This is a genomic window from Sphingopyxis fribergensis (genome assembly GCF_000803645.1).
Classification (GTDB): Bacteria; Pseudomonadota; Alphaproteobacteria; order Sphingomonadales; family Sphingomonadaceae; genus Sphingopyxis; species Sphingopyxis fribergensis.
Genome location: NZ_CP009122.1, coordinates 3,242,591 through 3,259,659 on the forward strand (window position 1 = coordinate 3,242,591; position 17,069 = coordinate 3,259,659).

17 protein-coding genes are annotated in these 17,069 nt (G+C 65.0%); 11 read left to right on the forward strand and 6 right to left on the reverse strand.

Going from position 1 to position 17,069, the window contains the following annotated elements:
- Positions 1-12 precede the first annotated feature (12 nt).
- Complete coding sequence (locus SKP52_RS14980) at positions 13-681, forward strand: alpha/beta hydrolase family protein (RefSeq protein WP_039576013.1); 669 nt, start codon at positions 13-15, stop codon at positions 679-681.
- Entirely contained in the window at positions 666-1,460 is a 795-nt protein-coding gene (locus SKP52_RS14985; protein ID WP_039576014.1) for a hydrolase 1, exosortase A system-associated, read from the forward strand. The genes SKP52_RS14980 and SKP52_RS14985 overlap by 16 nt, the downstream gene beginning before the upstream one ends.
- Positions 1,461-1,775: 315 nt before the next feature.
- Here the strand turns inward: SKP52_RS14985 and trxB are convergent, their stop codons facing one another.
- Positions 1,776-2,741, reverse strand: a complete 966-nt coding sequence (gene trxB, locus SKP52_RS14995; protein ID WP_039576018.1) for a thioredoxin-disulfide reductase — start codon at positions 2,739-2,741, stop codon at positions 1,776-1,778.
- Between the two features lie 93 nt (positions 2,742-2,834).
- On the opposite strand from trxB, the gene SKP52_RS15000 reads away from it, so the two are divergent.
- Positions 2,835-3,458, forward strand: coding sequence for a class I SAM-dependent methyltransferase (locus tag SKP52_RS15000; RefSeq protein ID WP_039576019.1), 624 nt, complete (start codon positions 2,835-2,837; stop codon positions 3,456-3,458).
- Positions 3,459-3,473: 15 nt separating this feature from the next.
- On the opposite strand, the gene trhO is transcribed toward SKP52_RS15000, so the two are convergent.
- Positions 3,474-4,208, reverse strand: coding sequence for an oxygen-dependent tRNA uridine(34) hydroxylase TrhO (trhO, locus tag SKP52_RS15005; RefSeq protein ID WP_081997573.1), 735 nt, complete (start codon positions 4,206-4,208; stop codon positions 3,474-3,476).
- A gap of 28 nt (positions 4,209-4,236) precedes the next feature.
- Complete coding sequence (locus SKP52_RS15010) at positions 4,237-6,252, reverse strand: GMC family oxidoreductase N-terminal domain-containing protein (protein WP_039576022.1); 2,016 nt, start codon at positions 6,250-6,252, stop codon at positions 4,237-4,239.
- A gap of 202 nt (positions 6,253-6,454) precedes the next feature.
- Between SKP52_RS15010 and SKP52_RS26185 the strand changes: the two genes are divergently transcribed.
- A complete protein-coding gene (locus tag SKP52_RS26185) occupies positions 6,455-6,997 on the forward strand; it encodes a hypothetical protein (RefSeq protein ID WP_148309150.1) in 543 nt (180 codons plus the stop codon).
- Positions 6,998-7,142: 145 nt separating this feature from the next.
- Here the strand turns inward: SKP52_RS26185 and SKP52_RS15020 are convergent, their stop codons facing one another.
- On the reverse strand, positions 7,143-7,520 hold the full coding sequence (locus SKP52_RS15020; RefSeq protein ID WP_052208360.1) for a GFA family protein: 378 nt from the start codon (positions 7,518-7,520) through the stop codon (positions 7,143-7,145).
- A complete protein-coding gene (locus SKP52_RS15025; RefSeq protein ID WP_039576027.1) occupies positions 7,520-9,616 on the reverse strand; it encodes a malate synthase G in 2,097 nt (698 codons plus the stop codon). Before SKP52_RS15025 ends, SKP52_RS15020 begins: the two co-directional genes overlap by 1 nt.
- A gap of 202 nt (positions 9,617-9,818) precedes the next feature.
- On the opposite strand from SKP52_RS15025, the gene SKP52_RS15030 reads away from it, so the two are divergent.
- A complete protein-coding gene (locus tag SKP52_RS15030; protein WP_039576029.1) occupies positions 9,819-10,118 on the forward strand; it encodes a WYL domain-containing protein in 300 nt (99 codons plus the stop codon).
- 1 nt (position 10,119) lies between these two features.
- Here the strand turns inward: SKP52_RS15030 and SKP52_RS15035 are convergent, their stop codons facing one another.
- Positions 10,120-11,295, reverse strand: a complete 1,176-nt coding sequence (locus SKP52_RS15035; protein ID WP_039576031.1) for a GGDEF domain-containing protein — start codon at positions 11,293-11,295, stop codon at positions 10,120-10,122.
- Positions 11,296-11,489: 194 nt separating this feature from the next.
- Here SKP52_RS15035 and SKP52_RS15040 point away from each other — a divergent pair, with 194 nt between their 5' ends.
- The 6 genes from SKP52_RS15040 (at position 11,490) to SKP52_RS15065 (ending at position 16,952) form a co-directional block, all read left to right on the forward strand.
- Positions 11,490-12,701 (forward strand): hydrolase, encoded by a 1,212-nt coding sequence (locus SKP52_RS15040; protein ID WP_039576033.1) that lies wholly within the window; start codon positions 11,490-11,492, stop codon positions 12,699-12,701.
- The gene (locus SKP52_RS15045; protein WP_039576035.1) at positions 12,698-13,699 is read left to right on the forward strand and encodes an arginine N-succinyltransferase; all 1,002 of its coding nucleotides are present in this window, start codon (positions 12,698-12,700) and stop codon (positions 13,697-13,699) included. Before SKP52_RS15040 ends, SKP52_RS15045 begins: the two co-directional genes overlap by 4 nt.
- 1 nt (position 13,700) lies before the next feature.
- The gene (locus SKP52_RS15050) at positions 13,701-14,951 is read left to right on the forward strand and encodes an N-succinylarginine dihydrolase (RefSeq protein ID WP_039576037.1); all 1,251 of its coding nucleotides are present in this window, start codon (positions 13,701-13,703) and stop codon (positions 14,949-14,951) included.
- Complete coding sequence (locus SKP52_RS15055) at positions 14,948-15,619, forward strand: spermidine synthase (RefSeq protein WP_039576040.1); 672 nt, start codon at positions 14,948-14,950, stop codon at positions 15,617-15,619. Before SKP52_RS15050 ends, SKP52_RS15055 begins: the two co-directional genes overlap by 4 nt.
- A 17-nt stretch (positions 15,620-15,636) precedes the next feature.
- Positions 15,637-15,939, forward strand: coding sequence for a UBP-type zinc finger domain-containing protein (locus SKP52_RS15060; RefSeq protein WP_039576042.1), 303 nt, complete (start codon positions 15,637-15,639; stop codon positions 15,937-15,939).
- A 62-nt stretch (positions 15,940-16,001) separates the two neighbouring features.
- Positions 16,002-16,952: a DUF5996 family protein gene (locus tag SKP52_RS15065; protein ID WP_039576044.1), complete on the forward strand. Its 951-nt coding sequence runs from the start codon at positions 16,002-16,004 to the stop codon at positions 16,950-16,952.
- Positions 16,953-17,069: the final 117 nt, after the last annotated feature.

Genomic DNA, 17,069 nt, shown 5'->3' on the forward strand with positions numbered 1-17,069 from the left:
CCCGGTGCGGGCATGAGCGAACATATGCTGCGCATCGACCCCGCGGGCACACCCCGCGCCACCATCCTGATCGTCCCGCCGCTGTTCGAGGAAGCGAACCGCACGCGCCGAACCCTGGCGCTCGCGATGCGCGCGCTGGCGGCCGAGGGGTTTGTGGCGGTGCTGCCCGACCTGCCGGGGCAGAATGAGAGTCTTGTTCCGCTCGTCGAGGTCGATCTGGTGCGCTGGCAGAATGCGCTTGCCGAGTTGGTATCGGGAATCGATGGCCCGACGATCATCGCCTCGTTTCGCGGCGGCGCGCTGATCGACCACAAGGCGAAAGCCAAAGCATGGTGGCGCCTTGCGCCCGTCGGCGGGGCGTCGCAGCTCCGCACCTTGATGCGCGCGCGGGTAAGCGCCGACCGCGAGGCGGGCGTGACCTCTTCGCTCGAGGCACTGCACGAACAGGCGAAGGCCGCGCCGCTGCTGCTCGCCGGCAATCTGCTGTCGCCCGCCATGATCGCCCAGCTCGGCACGAGCGAGGCGCAGGCCGTCGAACCATTGCGCAGCATCGGCTTGGGCATCGATGGCATCGCGGGCACGCCGCTCTGGCTCCGCGCCGAGCCGGGTGAGGATGCGCCGATGGCACACGCGATCGCCGCCGATATTTCCGCGTGGAGCAAGACATGCGGCATCAGCTGAGCTTCGCCTGCGAAGGCGCGGCGCTCGCTGCGAGCCTCGACAATGCGCCGGGCACGACGGGCCTGCTGATCGTGTCGGGAGGCAACGAGATCCGCAGCGGCGCGCATCGCGGGATGGCGATGCTGGCGGCGCGGATCGCCGACGCGGGGTATCCGGTGTTCCGTTTCGACCGGCGCGGGATCGGCGACAGCGAGGGCGCGAATGGCGGCTTTGAAAGCAGCGGGCCCGATATCGCCGCATCGATTGCGGCGTTTCGCGCGGCGGCGCCGCAGGTCACGCGCATTATCGCCTTCGGCAATTGCGATGCGGCGAGCGCGTTGTTGCTTCACCAGCCGCTGGAGCTCGACGGGCTGATCGTCGCCAATCCGTGGACTTACGACAGCGACACGGAAGAAACGGAGGAGCCGGCGCTGCCGCCGGCGACGGCGATCCGCGCGCGCTACCTGTCGCGGCTGAAGGATCCGAAGAGCCTGCTCCGGCTGATCAAGGGCGAGGTCGATTTCCGGAAGCTGTTTCGCGGGCTGTCGGCACTGAAGCCGACCGCGCCCGCTGCGCCCGATAGTCTTGCCGGCCGGATCGATTGTGCTGTGTCCGCACTCGGCGCGCCCGCGACGATCCTGCTCGCGACGGGCGACCGGACCGCGCAGGCCTTTATGGAAAACTGCCCGGCGGCGCTGGACCGCGTATCGGTCGAGCGCCTCGCCAGCCCGTCGCACAGCTTCGCGGGCGATGATGCCGCGTGGCTGGCGGAGCGTATCCTGGACATATTGCGACGATAACGGCGGCCCGAGGCCCGTGTAGGCTATGGGGTGGAAAGCGGACGTTGCCCGCTTCGTCATCCCGGACTTGATCCGGGATCCAAGACAACGGCGCGGCGATGGATCCCGGATCAAGTCCGGGATGACGATGGGGGAAATATCCTCCCTGTGCCGCAGGCATGGGGAGGTGGCAGCGCGAAGCGCTGACGGAGGGGCTATGGCGCTAACGTCGCGGCCCCTCCACCACCGCTTCGCGGCGGTCCCCTTCCCCATCGCTGCGCGACAGGGAGGATATTACGGCTGCAACCGGTCGCTTCCCGCCGTTACAGTGTCGCCTCAGGCCTCGGCCATCGCGTGATACTCCGCCTCAGCCAAAAAGCGCTCGGCATCGAGCGCGGCCATGCAGCCCATGCCCGCCGCCGTCACCGCCTGGCGATAGACCTTGTCGGCGACGTCGCCCGCCGCGAACACGCCGGGGATCGAGGTGAGCGAGGTGCCCGGCGTGATCTGAAGATAGCCGTCGTCGTCGAGCGGCAGCTTGCCCTTGAACAATTCGGTCGCCGGGCTGTGGCCGATCGCGACGAAGCCGCCGTCGGTGGGCTCGTGGCTCGCCTCGCCGGTGACGGTGTCGATCAGGTCGACGCCGACCAGCCCCGACACGCCCTCGCCCGCGACGAAACGATCGACGCGCTTGTTCCAGAGAATTTTGATCTTCGGATTGACCATCAGCCGGTCCTGCAGGATCTTTTCGGCGCGCAGATGGTCGCGGCGGTGGATCAGCGTCACATCCTCGCTATGGTTGGTGAGGTAGAGCGCTTCCTCGACCGCGGTGTTGCCGCCGCCGATCACCACGACCTTCTTGCCGCGATAGAAGAAACCGTCGCACGTCGCACAAGCCGACACGCCCTTGCCGCCGAGTTCCTGTTCGCCCGGAACGCCGAGCCATTTCGCCTGCGCACCCGTCGCAATCACCAGCGTTTCGGCCATATAGACGTCGCCGCCGTCGCCGGTCAGCTTGAACGGGCGGCGCGTCAGGTCGACGTCTACGATCGTGTCCCAGATCATGCTGGTGCCGACATGCATCGCCTGCGCCGTCATCTGTTCCATCAGCCACGGGCCCTGCACCACCTCGGCAAAGCCGGGGTAGTTTTCGACGTCGGTGGTGATCGTCAGCTGGCCGCCGGGTTGCAGCCCCTGCACCACGATCGGCATCATGCCCGCGCGCGCCGCATAAATGGCCGCCGACAGGCCCGCGGGGCCGGAGCCGAGGATGAGCATCTTGGTGTGGTGAACGCTGGGCATGACGATCTTTCTTGGGCTGTGCCGGTACGCACAGATGGGTGTTGCCAACCGCGCTAGCAAGGGTCACCTTCCGCGCCAAGGGGAGACTGTCGAATGGCAAGCTGGTGGGAACGTCATGGGGTGCCGCGGCTGATCAAATGCGCCTGTTCGCAGGGGCAGATCATGAAGGTGCGGAGCAAGGTCGTACCGCACGCGCGCGGCCATGTGCTGGAGCTTGGCTGCGGCGGCGGGATCAACATGGAATTTTACCGCCCGGGACAGATTGAGAGCTTCAGCGGGATCGATCCGTCACCCGAACTGCTGGCGATGAGCGTCGCGGCGGCGGCGGCGCGCGGGATCGAGGCCGATATCCGCGCAGGGGTCGGCGAGGCGATGCCTTTCGAAAGCGGGTCGTTCGATACGGTGGTCACGACCTTCACTTTGTGCTCGGTGGGCGATCAGGCGGCGGTGCTGAGCGAAATCCGCCGCGTGCTGAAACCCGGCGGGACCGCGCTGTTCCTGGAGCATGGCGCAGCGCCCGATGCCGACGTCGCGAAATGGCAGCGGCGGATCGAGCCGGTCTGGAAACGGATCGGCGGCAATTGCCACCTGACGCGCCCTATCAGCGAAGCTTATGAAAAGGCAGGATTTGCGGTCGAGCGGCAGGCGGCCGCTTATATCCCGAAAACCCCGCGGCCGTTCGGCTGGTACGAATATGGTGCGGCGCGCCTCGCCTAGCGCCGCGAGGACCACTCAATCGGGGTCGGATCTCTCCCCGACCTCGACCAGTCCGTGGCCGACGCTCACCCGATCGTCGAAGACGAAGCAGCTGCCGTGCCAGCGGCTGTCGGCTTCGGGCACCTGTTCGAGATAGGCGAGGATGCCGCCCTTCAGGTGGACGACGTTTTCGACCCCTTCGTGGCGCAGGAAAGCCGTCGATTTTTCGCAGCGGATGCCGCCGGTGCAGAACATCGCGACGCGCTTGCCCGCGAACCGGTCGGCGTTGGCGCGCCACCAGTCGGGAAATTCGCCGAAGCTTTTGGTCGCGGGGTCGACCGCGCCCGTAAAGCTGCCATAGCCGACCTCGAAGCCGTTGCGCGTGTCGATCAGTACCGTATCGGGGTCATCGACGAGCGCGTTCCATTCGGCGGGGTCCACATAAGGCGCGGCGTCGCGCGCGGGGTCGAGCCCCGTCACCTTCATCGTCACGATTTCCTTTTTCAGCCGCACCTTCATCCGCTGGAACGGCATGTCCGCGGCGGTCGAATATTTGACGTCGAGATCGGCGCAACCCGGCACGCCGCGAATATGGCCAAGCACCGCGGCGATCCCGCCCTCGGTCCCGGCGATCGTGCCGTTGACGCCTTCGCGTGCGAGCAGCAGCGTGCCCATAACGCCCTCTGCCACGCAAAGGTCCAGCAACGGCTGGCGCAAGGCGGCGGGATCGTCAAATGGCGCGAAACGATAGAGGGCGGCAACCTGGAACATGCGCGCGCCATGTAGGCGCGATTGGGCTTTAACGAAAGGGATCGCGCCGCCCGGTCGCATATTGCGCCATCGCCATCGTCGTCCATTGCGCGTTGACGCGGATGCAGCTGGGGAAAACGCTGGCGTCGGTGACGAACACATTGGTCGTCCCATGCACCCTGCAGTCGGGGTCAACGACACCATGCTGCGGATCTTCGTTGATCGCATTGCCGCCGTGCGGATGGCTGCTCGACAGCGTGACATCATCCTGTTCGCGGATCGCATCGCGGAAAAAGGCATCGACGTCCATGTCGCGCGTGATCGTCTGTCCCCTCGCCAGCGCCGGATAGCATTCGAGCGCGCCTGCGGCGAAATGCACCTTGGTCAGCGTCGCCATCGCATCGCGCAGCACCGGGATATCGTCGTCGATGTCGAGGCTGAACTTCAGCTTGCCGTCGGCGATCTGCCCGCGCCGGTCGGCGGGAAACAATATGCCCGCCGAATGGACGCGGCCGAAATTCTTCATCCGGCTGGCATGGTCGCCGAACCAGCCGGGCATCAGCGACGCCATCGACATCGGCGGCTGGAAATGGCTTTCGAGCAGGAAGTCGCCGCAGTCGACATAGCTCGACATCTGATCCTCGTCCCACGCATCGCCGCCGACGCCCTCGGGCATCAGCGCAACGACGGGCGAGGCGACGTTGAGCGACACCTGATAGCCGGTGCCGTCGATATCGCTGCGGTCGAGCAGCTTCGACGAGGCGATCGTCCCTGCCGCGACGACAACGCCGACGCGCGCGCGGACCAGCCCCTTCGACTGGTCGGGCAGGATCAGCTTCACCGCCTCGGCCTCGCGGCGGCCGTCGAACGCCGTCTGCCAGACGATCCGATCAGCCTTGGTGCCGGGAAGGATGCGCGCGCCATGGTCGCGGCACGCCTCGGGCAGATAGGTTTGCGCAATCCCCATGCGGCGGCCATAGGCGCAGCCCGAATTGCAATAGCCACAGTAAGCGCAGGCGTTGACCGTATTGGGGGGACCAAAATTCTTGGCGAACCAGTCGGCGACCGCGCGCTTTTCGCGCGGATCGGTCGATGCTGCGGCGTAATTATGCCAGCCGTTGATCAGATGCGGGCCGTTATGGCGACCGCTGCGCGGTTCGATCGGCGCGATACCGAGCTTCGCCTGCACAGCGTCATAGCTGGCGTGAAAGGCGGCGGCATCGACCGGCGCACCGATGCTCGCCCATTTGGCGAGCACGTCCTTTGCATCGGGGTGCGTGCGTCCCGCCTCGTTGACGCGTAGGCATATCCCGTTGTTGATCGTCGACGACCCGCCGACGCAGCGCCCCTGAAACACCACGAAATCGCGGTTGGTCGAAGTTTGCAGCGCGCCATGCTTGTAAAGACTGGCGATCATGTCGAGCTCATGGTGGGTGATCGCATGGCTGGGATAGAAGGGCCCCGCCTCGACGATGAGCACCTTATAACCTTGTGCCGCGATATTATATGCGGCGACGCCGCCGCCCGCGCCCGATCCGATGACGATCACGTCATATTCGTCCTCAAGGCTGTCGGCATCGAGGATATGCGCGGGGTCGATCTCGCGCCCACGGACCGGCTCCAGCGGCACGTCATAACTGCCGCGCTGGCGGAATTTCGGCAGGGTGAAACCGATCTGGCGATGCACCGGGTTGGCGGCGTTGGCGCTCTGGTCGCCGGGTTCCAGCCCCGGCTGCCAATGGCCGTAATAGCAGGCGTAGATGATGCCGCGCAGCCGCGCCATGTCCTGAAACAGATCGATCTGGCTGTTCTGCAGCCGATCTTTCAACTTCTGCGCGCGCCCCGCGACATCGTCCTCGGTAAAAAAGGGGCCGCCGAGGACAAATTCGGTCGCGGTCAGCGACAGCCGGATCTCGTCGAGCTTGGTCCCGCCGACCTTCGCGAACAGGTCGCAGACATTGGCGACGACCTGATCGGGCGTGATCGCCATCTCGGCCTCGTGAAACAGCGCCTCGGTCAGCGCCTTCAAAAATTTGAGCTGCCCGAAATTAAACGGTGCCGTCATCGCCCTGCCCCCCCGGTTTGCGCATGCCGCAAAATGCCGGACTATAAGGGGTGAAGGCAAGGCGTATTGTATGGAAGCGGCGGGAGGGGGGTGGGCAGCGGTCGGACGGTTTCCGGCAGAAAATCTGACAAGGCAGACGGTGATCATTGCAGACGTAGTGGAACTGCCATAACGCTCTGGCTCTCGCAGAAGCCAAGGTTCGATGATGATGTCCAACAACGTCAGTGTAACAGTGGCAAACCGGCCCGACTTAAGTCATGCTTATAGCTCGCTCCGCTTTTTTAACTTTGGCATTAATCTGTTTAGATTGACTCCAGGGACCGGCAGCGTTTCCCAAACTGGGCCACACATATTTCTCAACATTCCAAGTGGTGTTGTAATTGATTGTTTCGAACGCGACATGTCTGTTATCAAGTTCGAAGGGCCATGTATTGGAACTCTTCGTGAGCGCGATGGATTGGCGGCGTATGAGCACGGTGGATTTCTCGAGCACGCTGTTTCACAACTGCTCTTGACGTTCAAGGTTGATCTGCAAGCCGAGGAATTTCGCTTGCAAGTAACTGGTAAGCTCTCACCCAAGCGCCAGACTAAGGATGAATGGGAAAAGCCGAAAAATTTGTCTGACTTTCAGATTGACGCTCGCTTTGCATTTGAAGAAGTGGGGTCGCTATTCGAAGGCAAGTCGGACGAAATGCAGGCCGCAGTCGATAGGGCTTTAGTGCGACTCGCCAAGAGCAAAGTATGATCTGAGAAGTCGGTTGTTTTGTGGTCGTGTTGGCCTGCGCACCACGCGACTTTGCCATTCGGCGACTGCCCGACAAACAGGTTATTCCCGTCATTGACGGCTTTCGGGGGCGGCGCGAGCCGCGACAGATGACCGGCATCGGTCGTCAGCCGTCCCTTCCCTCGACGCCCGCTATCCAGTCCCAGCCGTCGGCGCGGTGGCTTACGGTGAGGCGGCGCGGGGCGGGCAGCGCGTCGATCAATCCGCCGCGGAGACGGAGTATGCCGGGCGAGTCGTCGCGGCGGCTGTAGACGGGCGCGCCGCATCCCGAGCAGAAGGCGCGATATTTGCCCGGCGAGCTTTCATATTCGCAAACGGCGTCGCGTGCATCGAACGCAACGTCAGCCGCATCGGCCAGAACCGCCACGTTGAACGCTCCACCGTTGGCGCGGCGGCACTGACCGCAATGGCACAGCACCACCTCGTCGATCGGGCCCGACAATGTGTATCGCGTCGCGCCGCAAAGACACGAAGCGGACAGCATCACGCCGCCGCCTTCTTCGCCTGCCGGAACTTGTGCAACAACGGTTCGGTGTAGCCCGACGGTTGGGTCATGCCCTCGAAGATCAACGCCCGCGCCGCCTGATAGGCAATTCCGTCGGGCGTCAGCTTTTCGTAGAGCGCATCGTCGGCGTTCTGCGCATCGACCTTTGCCGCCATGCGCGCCAGCGCGGCGTCGACCTGTTGCGGGGTGCAGATGCCGTGGAGCAGCCAGTTGGCGAGCGCCTGGCTGGCGATCCGCAGCGTCGCGCGATCTTCCATCAGGCCGATGTCGTCGATGTCGGGCACCTTGGAGCAACCGACCCCCTGATCGATCCAGCGCACCACATAGCCGAGAATGCCCTGGCAATTATTGTCGAGTTCGCGCGTGATTTCGGCCTCGCTCCAGTTGCGGCCGGTGGCAACGGGGATGTTGAGCAGGCGATCGAGCGAGGGCACCGCTTCGCCCACGATCTCCCGCTGACGCGCGAAAACGTCGATCTGATGGTAATGGAGCGCGTGGAGCGTCGCGGCGGTCGGCGAAGGGACCCAGGCGGTGTTGGCGCCGCTCTTGGGGTGGCCGATCTTGGTTTCCAGCATGGCTTTCATCAGGTCGGGCATCGCCCACATGCCCTTGCCGATCTGCGCCTTGCCCGAAAGGCCGCAGGCGAGGCCGATGCGGACATTGCGATCCTCGTAGGAGGCAATCCAGTCGCTCGCCTTCATCTCGCCCTTCGGGATCATAGGACCCGCGCGCATCGAGGTGTGGATTTCGTCGCCGGTGCGGTCGAGGAAGCCGGTGTTGATGAACACAATGCGGTCCTTCACCGCGTGGATGCACGCCGCGAGGTTGGCGCTGGTGCGGCGTTCCTCGTCCATCACGCCGACCTTCATCGTGTGGCGCGCGAGGCCCAGCATATCCTCCACCGCATCGAACAGCCGATCGGTGAAACCGCACTCTTCCGGTCCATGCTGCTTCGGCTTGACGATATAAATGCTGCCAGCGCGGCTGTTGTTCAGATGCCCGAGACCCTTGAGATCGTGGAGCGCGCAGAGGCTGGTGATGACGGCGTCGCACAGACCCTCGGGCGCTTCGGCGCCGTTCGGCAGTTTGATCATCGGCGTCGTCATCAGATGGCCGACGTTGCGCACGAACATCACGCTGCGGCCATGCAGGACGACCGGATCGCCTGCCGGTGACGTCCATTCGCGGTCGGCCGCCATCGCGCGCGTCACCGTCGCCCCGCCCTTGGCGAAGCTTTCGGTCAGGTCGCCGCGCATCAGGCCGAGCCAGTTGGTGTAGCCGAGCGTCTTGTCCTCGCCGTCGACCGCGGCGACGCTGTCTTCGAGGTCGATGATCGTCGTCAGCGCGGCTTCAAGGATGACATCGGCGATCCCCGCGGGGTCGGTCTTGCCGATCGCGCTCGCCGGATCGATCACCAGTTCGATGTGCAGGCCGTTGTGGCGGAGCAGGATGCCGCCGGGCTTGCTGCCGACCCATTGCGTGGGATCGGCGAGGATGAGCTGACCGCCCTGCCAGTCGGCCCAGCTTCCCGACGCCAGCGGCACCGCTTCGTCGAGGAATGCCTTGGCGCGCGCGATCACCGCCGCCCCGCGGGCGGCATCATAGCCGCCGGGCTTCGCGGGCGGCGCGTCGAGCGCGTCGGTGCCGTACAGCGCATCGTAGAGGCTGCCCCAGCGCGCATTGGCGGCGTTGAGCGCGAAGCGGGCGTTGAGCGCGGGCACAACGAGCTGCGGCCCTGCCATCGTCGCGATTTCGGGATCGACGTTTTGCGTGCCGATTTTGAACGGCGCGGGCGCAGGAACAAGGTAGCCGATCTCGCGCAGGAACGTCTGATAGGCGGCGGCGTCATGCGGTTGGCCGGAACGCGCTTCGTGCCAGGCATCGATCTGCGCTTGCATATCCTCGCGCTTCGCCAGCAATGCTGCGTTTTCGGGAGCGAACTTGCCGAGCAATCCGGCGAAATCGCTCCAGAATTTATCGGCGTCGAGCCCCGTCCCCGGCAGCGCGCGCTGCTCGATAAAATCGGTCAGTCGCGAATCGACGGACAGGCCGGAACGGTCGAGAAATATAGTCATTGTGCACCCTCTGGTCGGCGCGGCTGCGCCAGTGGACCCGGGGAGGAAAGGGCCGCCGCCCTATGCCGCGATTGGTTTCGATTGGCAATGGGCCGCATTTCCCGCATAGGTTTTCAGCCATTCTGCGCTTGCTCACCCGGTCTGCATGTGCATTATGCTGCAACGCACAACAGAATCTTTTCTCCCCGAACGGCCTTGAACCATGGACGACACGCGACTGAAATTGATGGAGGCGATTGCCCGCAAGCGGAAGGTGACGGCCCAATATAATGGCCAGACGCTGACGCTGGCGCCGCACCTGTTGTTCGAACGGCGCGGCGACCTGTTCATCAGCGCGCTCAATTTGAACAAGAGCTGGCGGTCGGACGAGGATCCGCGTCTGGGACATTTCAAGCTGGGCGGTCTTGCGTCGATCGAATTGATCGATGAAGAATTCGATCCCCTGCCCGGCTTCGAAGCCGCGGCGCCGCACGAGGAAGACACGCCGCTGCTCGCGGTCTGACTCAGCCCACTCCGACGGCGGGCATCGGTGCCAATTCGCCGAGCGCAACGCGAACCTGATTTCGCCCGCCCGCCTTGGCGCGGTACAGCGCCGCGTCGGCGCGGCGCGACAGATCGAACAGCGAATCGTCCAAGGTGCGCTGAGCCACGCCGAACGACGCCGTAAACCCCCGGTCGACCCCAAGCACGGGCAATTGCGCCGCGGCGAAGGTCATGCGCACGGTTTCGGCATAGAGGCGGCCGTCGGACAGCAGCGCATCGGGAATGAGGACCGCAAATTCTTCGCCCCCGACCCGGCCGACGATCGCGCCCGCCGGCGCCGCATCGACCAGCATCGCGGCGAAATGCGCGATGACCCCGTCGCCTGCGGCGTGGCCGAAGCTGTCGTTGATCTTCTTGAAATCGTCGAGGTCGGCCGCGACGAGCACCGCCGCATCCGCGCCGCGCAGCAGCGCGAGTTCGGCATGATGTTCGAAACCACGGCGGTTGAGCACGCTCGAAAGCGGATCGGTTTCCGAGCGCGCCACCATCTCTGCCGTGGTGTCGCGCATGATCACGAGCAGCATGACGAGGGCGATGGCCATGAGGGTGACGACGCTGCCGCTCTGCGAAATGGCGGCATAGGTCGTCGCCATATAGCCCTGCGGCGCGCTTGCCGTCCCGACGATCGACGCGATAAAGGGTTTGGCGAGGTAGATCGTTGCCGCGATCGCCTGCAGCGCGATCAGCAGCAGGTCCAGCGCCTGGCGCCGACCCGAACGCCAGATCATAAACCCGAGCAGCGTCTGCATGGCAAAATAGGGCAGCTGGTAGAGCGTCAGCCGCAGCGTCGAGCCATAGGTCAAGCTGAAGATCACCGGCACCGCGAGGATCGTGACGACCCAGATCGCCGCCATTGTGCCCCATGGCGGCGGGGCCCGATAATGATGGGCGATGCCGACCAATGCAAAGCTAAGCGCGAGCAGAAAAACGAGGAAAATGCCGATGCCGACCGGGGTCGGATCGACCTGCCGCGTCAGCAGAAATTCGAGCGCGACATAGATGATGCCCATGCCATAGCCGGCCGCAAGCCAGCGCGCACCGCGCGCGCCGCGGTTCGTCGCCGCGACCACGGCGAACGCCACGGCAAAAATGCCGGCAACGGACATATTGATGCCAAGCACAAAGGCGGCAGTCATCGGCTCACTCGCTTATCGGTTCGGTCTGCGTAACGAAGCGGTTCCGAACTTTTGGTTAATGCGTTGCGATTCGGTGCAATTCGGCTGCGTCATTACCCAAGCGAGCGTCCCGGCACAGTGACTTGCGGCACAGCAAAGACAAAAGTGCCAGCCCGGGGGTGCAAAAGCCCCGCGTCGCTCGCTATAGCCAGCCCATGGTCAATCTCACCGCGACAGAAAATCATGCGCTCGAAAACGCCGCCGATGCGCCGATGCTGGCGCAGGTCGAAAAATGGGCGGCGATCAACAGCGGCACGGGCAATCTGGCGGGATTGAAGACCGTCGCGGGCGCGCTTGCCGATGCCTTTGCGGTGCTGCCCGGCGCGGTTCGTCTGGTTGCCGCCGATCCGGTCGAAAGCGTCGATAGTGCCGGCACCGTGAACACCGTCCAGCGCGGCGATCATCTGCATGTGCGTGTGCGGCCCGAGGCGCCCGTGCAGCTGCTGCTGACCGGGCATATGGACACGGTGTTCGCCGCCGACCATCCGTTCCAGACATTGAAATGGCTGGAAGCTGGCGTCCTCAACGGCCCCGGCACCGCCGACATGAAGGCGGGGATTTCGGTGATCCTCGCGGCGCTGATCGCGCTCGAAACTTCGCCGCTCGCATCGCGCATCGGCTATGACGTGATGATCAACAGCGACGAGGAAACGGGCAGCCAGGCGTCCGCCGCGCTGATCGCCGAACTGGCGAAGGGGAAGACCGCAGCGCTGACCTATGAACCCGCGCTGCCCGACGGCACGCTCGCGGGGGCTCGTCCGGGGAGCGGAAATTTCTCGGTCATCGTCCACGGCCGCGCCGCGCATGCCGGGCGCAATCCGCAGGACGGGCGCAACGCGCTGCTCGCCGCGGCCGATCTCGCGCTGCGGCTCGGCGCACTGAAATCCGACGCGCTGAAGGTGAACCCGGCGAAGATCGACGGCGGCGGCCCGAACAATATCGTACCCGACAGCGCGATCCTGCGCGTCAACATGCGCCCGTCGACGCCCGACGCGATGGCCGCCGCCGAGGCCGCGATGCGCGACGCGATAGCGGCGGTGTCGCGCGACCATGACGTCCATTGCCACGTCCACGGCGGCTTTAACCGTCCGCCCAAGCCGCTCGACGCCGCGGCGACGCGATTGTTCGAGCTGGTCCGCGACTGCGGCGCCGCGCTCGGCCTGCCGCCGATCAGCTGGAACGCGACCGGCGGCGTGTGCGACGGCAATAATATCGCGGCGTGCGGCGTTCCGGTGGTCGACACGATGGGCCCGCGCGGCGGCGCGATCCATTCTTCGGACGAATTTCTGATCGTCGATAGTCTCGCCGAACGCGCGCAATTGTCGGCACTGACAATGATAAGAATAGCAGAACGGGGGACGGTGTGAATTATGTGATCCGGGCGGCCAAGCCGGGCGACCTGCAGAGCATTTACGAGATGGCGAAGCTGACCGGCGGCGGCTTCACCAACCTGCCCCCCGACAAGAAGGCGCTGAGCGCCAAGCTCGAACGCACCGAAGCCTCGTTCGCGAGCGACAAGGAATATCCGTCGGACGAGCTCTACCTGCTCGTGCTCGAAGACACCGACAGCGGCGAAGTGCGCGGCACATGCCAGATTTTCGGGCAGGTCGGCCAACGCTGGCCCTTCTACTCCTATCGCATCGGCACCGACAGCAAGCATAGCGAACAGCTCGACCGCACCTTTCACGCGCAGGTGCTGATGCTCAGCAACGACCTCAATGGGGCGAGCGAGGTCGGCGGGCTATTCCTGCATCCGGCGGCGCGCGCCGGTGGGCTCGGGCTGCTGCTCGCGCGCTCGCGCTATCTGTTCATCGCGCGCCACCGCGCGCGTTTCGGCGACCGCATCCTTGCCGAGCTGCGCGGGGTGATCGACGAGGCGGGCGGATCGCCCTTCTGGGACGGGGTCGCCGGCAAATTCTTCGGCATGAATTTCCAGGAAGCCGACCAGTTCAACGCGGTTCACGGCAACCAGTTCATCGCCGACCTGATGCCCAAGCACCCCGTCTATATCGCGATGCTGAGCGATCATGCCCGCAGCGTCATCGGGGTGCCGCACCCGACCGGGCGTGCCGCGATGCGCATGCTGGAAAATGAGGGCTTCGCGTTCGAAAATTATGTCGACATCTTCGACGGCGGCCCGACGATGACCGCGCGGACCGACCAGGTCGCGAGCGTCCGCAACGCAAAGCATATCGAGATTTCAGCCATCGCCGAAACGGGGCAAGACGCGCTGGTCGCGACGGGGCAGCTTGCCGATTTCCGTTGCTGTTTCGGCAAGATCGGTGACGGCGCGACGCTCGATAGCGAGGCGGCAAAGCTGCTCGGCGTTGGCAAGGGCGGCGAAATAAGCTGGATCGGGCGCTGATATGCTGACCGAAATCAATTTCGACGGGATCATCGGTCCGAGTCATAATTATGCCGGGCTCAGCCGCGGCAATATCGCATCGGCGTCGCACGCCGGCGACGTGTCGCAGCCGCGCGCCGCGGCGCTGCAGGGCATCGAAAAGATGCGCCACAATCTGGCGCTCGGATTGCCCCAGGGTTTCTTCATGCCGCTCGATCGGCCCGACGCGCCATGGCTTGAAACGCTCGGCACGACGCCCGAAGACGCCGAGGGCCATCTGCGCGCGCAGGCCTGGTCGGCGTCGTCGATGTGGGCCGCCAATGCCGCGACCGTCTCCCCCGCCCCCGACAGCGCCGACGGCAAATGCCACCTGACCATCGCGAACCTCGTCACCATGCCGCACCGCAGCCACGAATGGCCGGGAACGCTGACGCAGCTTCGCCTCGCCTTCGCCGACCCCGCCTTCACCGTCCATGCGCCGATCCCGGCGCCTTTCGGTGACGAGGGCGCGGCGAACCATATGCGGCTGTGCAGCGGGCATGACGCGGCGGGCGTCGAAATCTTCGTTTACGGGGTCGGTGGCGGCCGCTTCCCGGCGCGCCAGCATCTCGACGCGTCGAAAGCGGTCGCGCGCCACCACCGGCTAGATCCGGCCCGCACTCTGTTCATCCGCCAATCGGACAGCGCAATCCACGGCGGCGCCTTCCACAACGACGTCGTTGCTGTCGCGAACGAGCATGTGCTGTTCACCCATGAAACCGCCTTCGAGGACCGCGAAGCCGCGCATGCCGAAATCCGCGCCGCCTTCCCCGCCGTCGAGATCGTCGAGGTGCCGGCGAGCGCGGTCAGCTTGCCCGACGCGATCAAATCCTATCTTTTCAATGCGCAGCTCGTCAGCCTGCCCGATAGCGGCGGCATGGGACTCGTCCTGCCGACCGAGGCGCAGGCCATCCCTGCCGTGTGGCAATGGCTGGAGACGCATGTCGCGGGCAACGGCCCGATCCGCCGTCTGCTGCCCGTCAACGTGCGCCAGTCGATGGCGAACGGTGGCGGGCCCGCGTGTCTGCGCCTGCGCGTCGTTGCCGACCCCGCGACGGTCGATCCGCGTTTCATCGCCGATGAGGCGAAGCTCGACCAGATATCGGAGGTTGTCGCGAAGCACTGGCCCGAGCGTATAGCGCCGGGCGACCTCGCCTCGGCCGCGTTGGCCAGCGACGTGCGCAAGGCGCGTTCGGCGCTGCTCGACACGCTCGATCTGGGCGAGTTGAATTGAAGATACGCGAATTGATCGGCACCGCCGAGGTGCCGGGCGGCGACGAACTGCGCCTGTACCGGCGCGGCGACGATTTCATCATTGCGATCGATCGCAACGAGTTGATGAGCAGCCGGATGAGCGGCTCCGAAGAAGCCCTGGCGACGATGACGTGCGACCGGCTGCGCAGCACCAAAGCGGCCAGCCTGCTGATCGGCGGCTATGGCATGGGCTTTACCCTGCGCGCGGCGCTGGGGGTGCTCGGCGCCGACGCGAAAATTGCCGTCGCCGAACTGGTACCGGGCATCATCGAGTGGGCGCGCGGTCCGATGGCCGAACTGGCGGCGGGCTGCCTTGACGATCCGCGGGTCGAACTGATCCTCGGCGACGTGTCGAAGGCGATCGGCGCGGCTACGCGCCGCTATGATGCGATCCTGCTCGACGTCGATAACGGTCCCGACGGCCTGACGCGCGAGGCCAATGAGGGGCTCTATTCGGCGACGGGCCTCGCAACGGCCAAGGCGGCGCTGCGGCCCGGCGGGATATTAGCGATATGGTCGGCGGCGCCCGACGCGCGTTTTACCCGCCGGTTGACCGCGGCGGGCTTTCAGGTCGAAGAAGTCGGCGTGCGCGCGCGCAGCAACGGCAAAGGGCCGCGGCATGTGATCTGGTTTGCGCGGGCGAACTGAAGCATAAAGGAAACGCCATGACCTTCTGCTCGCATGAAACCGCCATCCAAGAGGTCGTCCCGAGTGCGAAAGGGTGCGAAGAGTGTCTGCGGGTCGGCGGCATCTGGGTGCATCTGCGCCTTTGCCGCTCGTGCGGTCATGTCGGATGCTGCGACGATTCGCCGCATCGCCATGCGCGCGCGCATTTTCATGAAACGGCCCACCCAATCATCGAGGGCTATGACCCGCCCGAAGGCTGGGGATGGTGCTATATCGACGATGTGATGGTCGAACTTCCCGACCAGACGCCGCAGATCGGACCGATTCCACGCTATTTTTAGGCGCGAAAGCGGCTAAACATCACGCGGGGGCTACGTGCGATATTTGTCGAAGGAAAGCCGCGATGTCACCAACCGAGCAATCCGCGATCTGGCCCGAACTGCGCTGGGCCGACTGGCGCGATACCGCGATCACGTTGCAATTGTGGACGCAGATCGTCGGCAAGATCCGCCTGTCGCTGGCCCCATGGCTCAACCACGGCTGGCAGGTGCCGCTCTATGTCAGCGCACGCGGCCTCACGACATCGCCGATCCCGGTCGGGCATGAACTGCTCGAGATCGAATTCGATTTCATCGTCCACCGTCTGATCTGCCGCACCAGCCAAGGCCAGGAACGCGAGTTGGTGCTCGAACCGCGCAGCGTCGCCGATTTTCACGACCGGCTGCTCGGGCTGCTCGCCGACCTGGGTATCGCGGTGCATATCCATGGCGTGCCCAACGAGGTGCCCGATCCGATCCCGTTTGCGCGCGACGAGAGCAACAAAAGCTATGACGCCGATGCCGCGCATCGTTTCTGGCGCGCGCTGGTACAGGTCGACCGCGTGTTCAAACTGTTCCGCAGCGGTTTCCTGGGCAAGGCGAGCCCGGTGCATTTCTTTTGGGGAAGTTTCGACCTCGCGGTCACGCGCTTTTCGGGCCGCGCGGCGCCGCCGCATCCCGGCGGGGTGCCCGGCCTGCCCGACCCGGTGACGCGCGAGGCCTATTCGCACGAGGTCAGCAGCGCAGGTTTCTGGCCCGGCGGCGATGCTTTTCCAGAACCCGCATTCTATTCCTATGCCTATCCCGAACCGGCCGGGTTTCGTGACCATCCCGTGCCCGCCGCGGCGCGGTTCGATACGGGCATGGGCGAATATATCCTGCCCTATCAGGCCGTGCAGGCGGCGGCGTCGCCCGATGCCCTGCTGCTCGATTTCCTCGAACAGACCTATGGCGCGGCGGCGGACGCCGCACACTGGGATCGCGCCGCGCTGGAGTGCCCGCTGGGGACGCCGGGACGCGTTCGCGAGACAAGTTGACCCGCATGTTCGATGAGCGGATGCCGCCGCATCTTGCCCGTATCTGTCGGATTAACTTACAGTTTACCATAAGCCCCGCGCGCCGAATCGCGCATTTTAGCCAGTGGCACGGCGCTT

Bases quoted from the DNA above. Each gene is read 5' to 3' on its own strand.
- SKP52_RS14980 (WP_039576013.1), top strand. From the start codon at position 13: ATGAGCGAACATATGCTGCGCATCGACCCCGCGGGCACACCCCGCGCC.
- SKP52_RS14985 (WP_039576014.1), top strand. From the start codon at position 666: ATGCGGCATCAGCTGAGCTTCGCCTGCGAAGGCGCGGCGCTCGCTGCG.
- trxB (WP_039576018.1), bottom strand. From the start codon at position 2,741: ATGCCCAGCGTTCACCACACCAAGATGCTCATCCTCGGCTCCGGCCCC.
- SKP52_RS15000 (WP_039576019.1), top strand. From the start codon at position 2,835: ATGGCAAGCTGGTGGGAACGTCATGGGGTGCCGCGGCTGATCAAATGC.
- trhO (WP_081997573.1), bottom strand. From the start codon at position 4,208: ATGTTCCAGGTTGCCGCCCTCTATCGTTTCGCGCCATTTGACGATCCC.
- SKP52_RS15010 (WP_039576022.1), bottom strand. From the start codon at position 6,252: ATGACGGCACCGTTTAATTTCGGGCAGCTCAAATTTTTGAAGGCGCTG.
- SKP52_RS26185 (WP_148309150.1), top strand. From the start codon at position 6,455: ATGATGATGTCCAACAACGTCAGTGTAACAGTGGCAAACCGGCCCGAC.
- SKP52_RS15020 (WP_052208360.1), bottom strand. From the start codon at position 7,520: ATGCTGTCCGCTTCGTGTCTTTGCGGCGCGACGCGATACACATTGTCG.
- SKP52_RS15025 (WP_039576027.1), bottom strand. From the start codon at position 9,616: ATGACTATATTTCTCGACCGTTCCGGCCTGTCCGTCGATTCGCGACTG.
- SKP52_RS15030 (WP_039576029.1), top strand. From the start codon at position 9,819: ATGGACGACACGCGACTGAAATTGATGGAGGCGATTGCCCGCAAGCGG.
- SKP52_RS15035 (WP_039576031.1), bottom strand. From the start codon at position 11,295: ATGACTGCCGCCTTTGTGCTTGGCATCAATATGTCCGTTGCCGGCATT.
- SKP52_RS15040 (WP_039576033.1), top strand. From the start codon at position 11,490: ATGGTCAATCTCACCGCGACAGAAAATCATGCGCTCGAAAACGCCGCC.
- SKP52_RS15050 (WP_039576037.1), top strand. From the start codon at position 13,701: ATGCTGACCGAAATCAATTTCGACGGGATCATCGGTCCGAGTCATAAT.
- SKP52_RS15060 (WP_039576042.1), top strand. From the start codon at position 15,637: ATGACCTTCTGCTCGCATGAAACCGCCATCCAAGAGGTCGTCCCGAGT.
- SKP52_RS15065 (WP_039576044.1), top strand. From the start codon at position 16,002: ATGTCACCAACCGAGCAATCCGCGATCTGGCCCGAACTGCGCTGGGCC.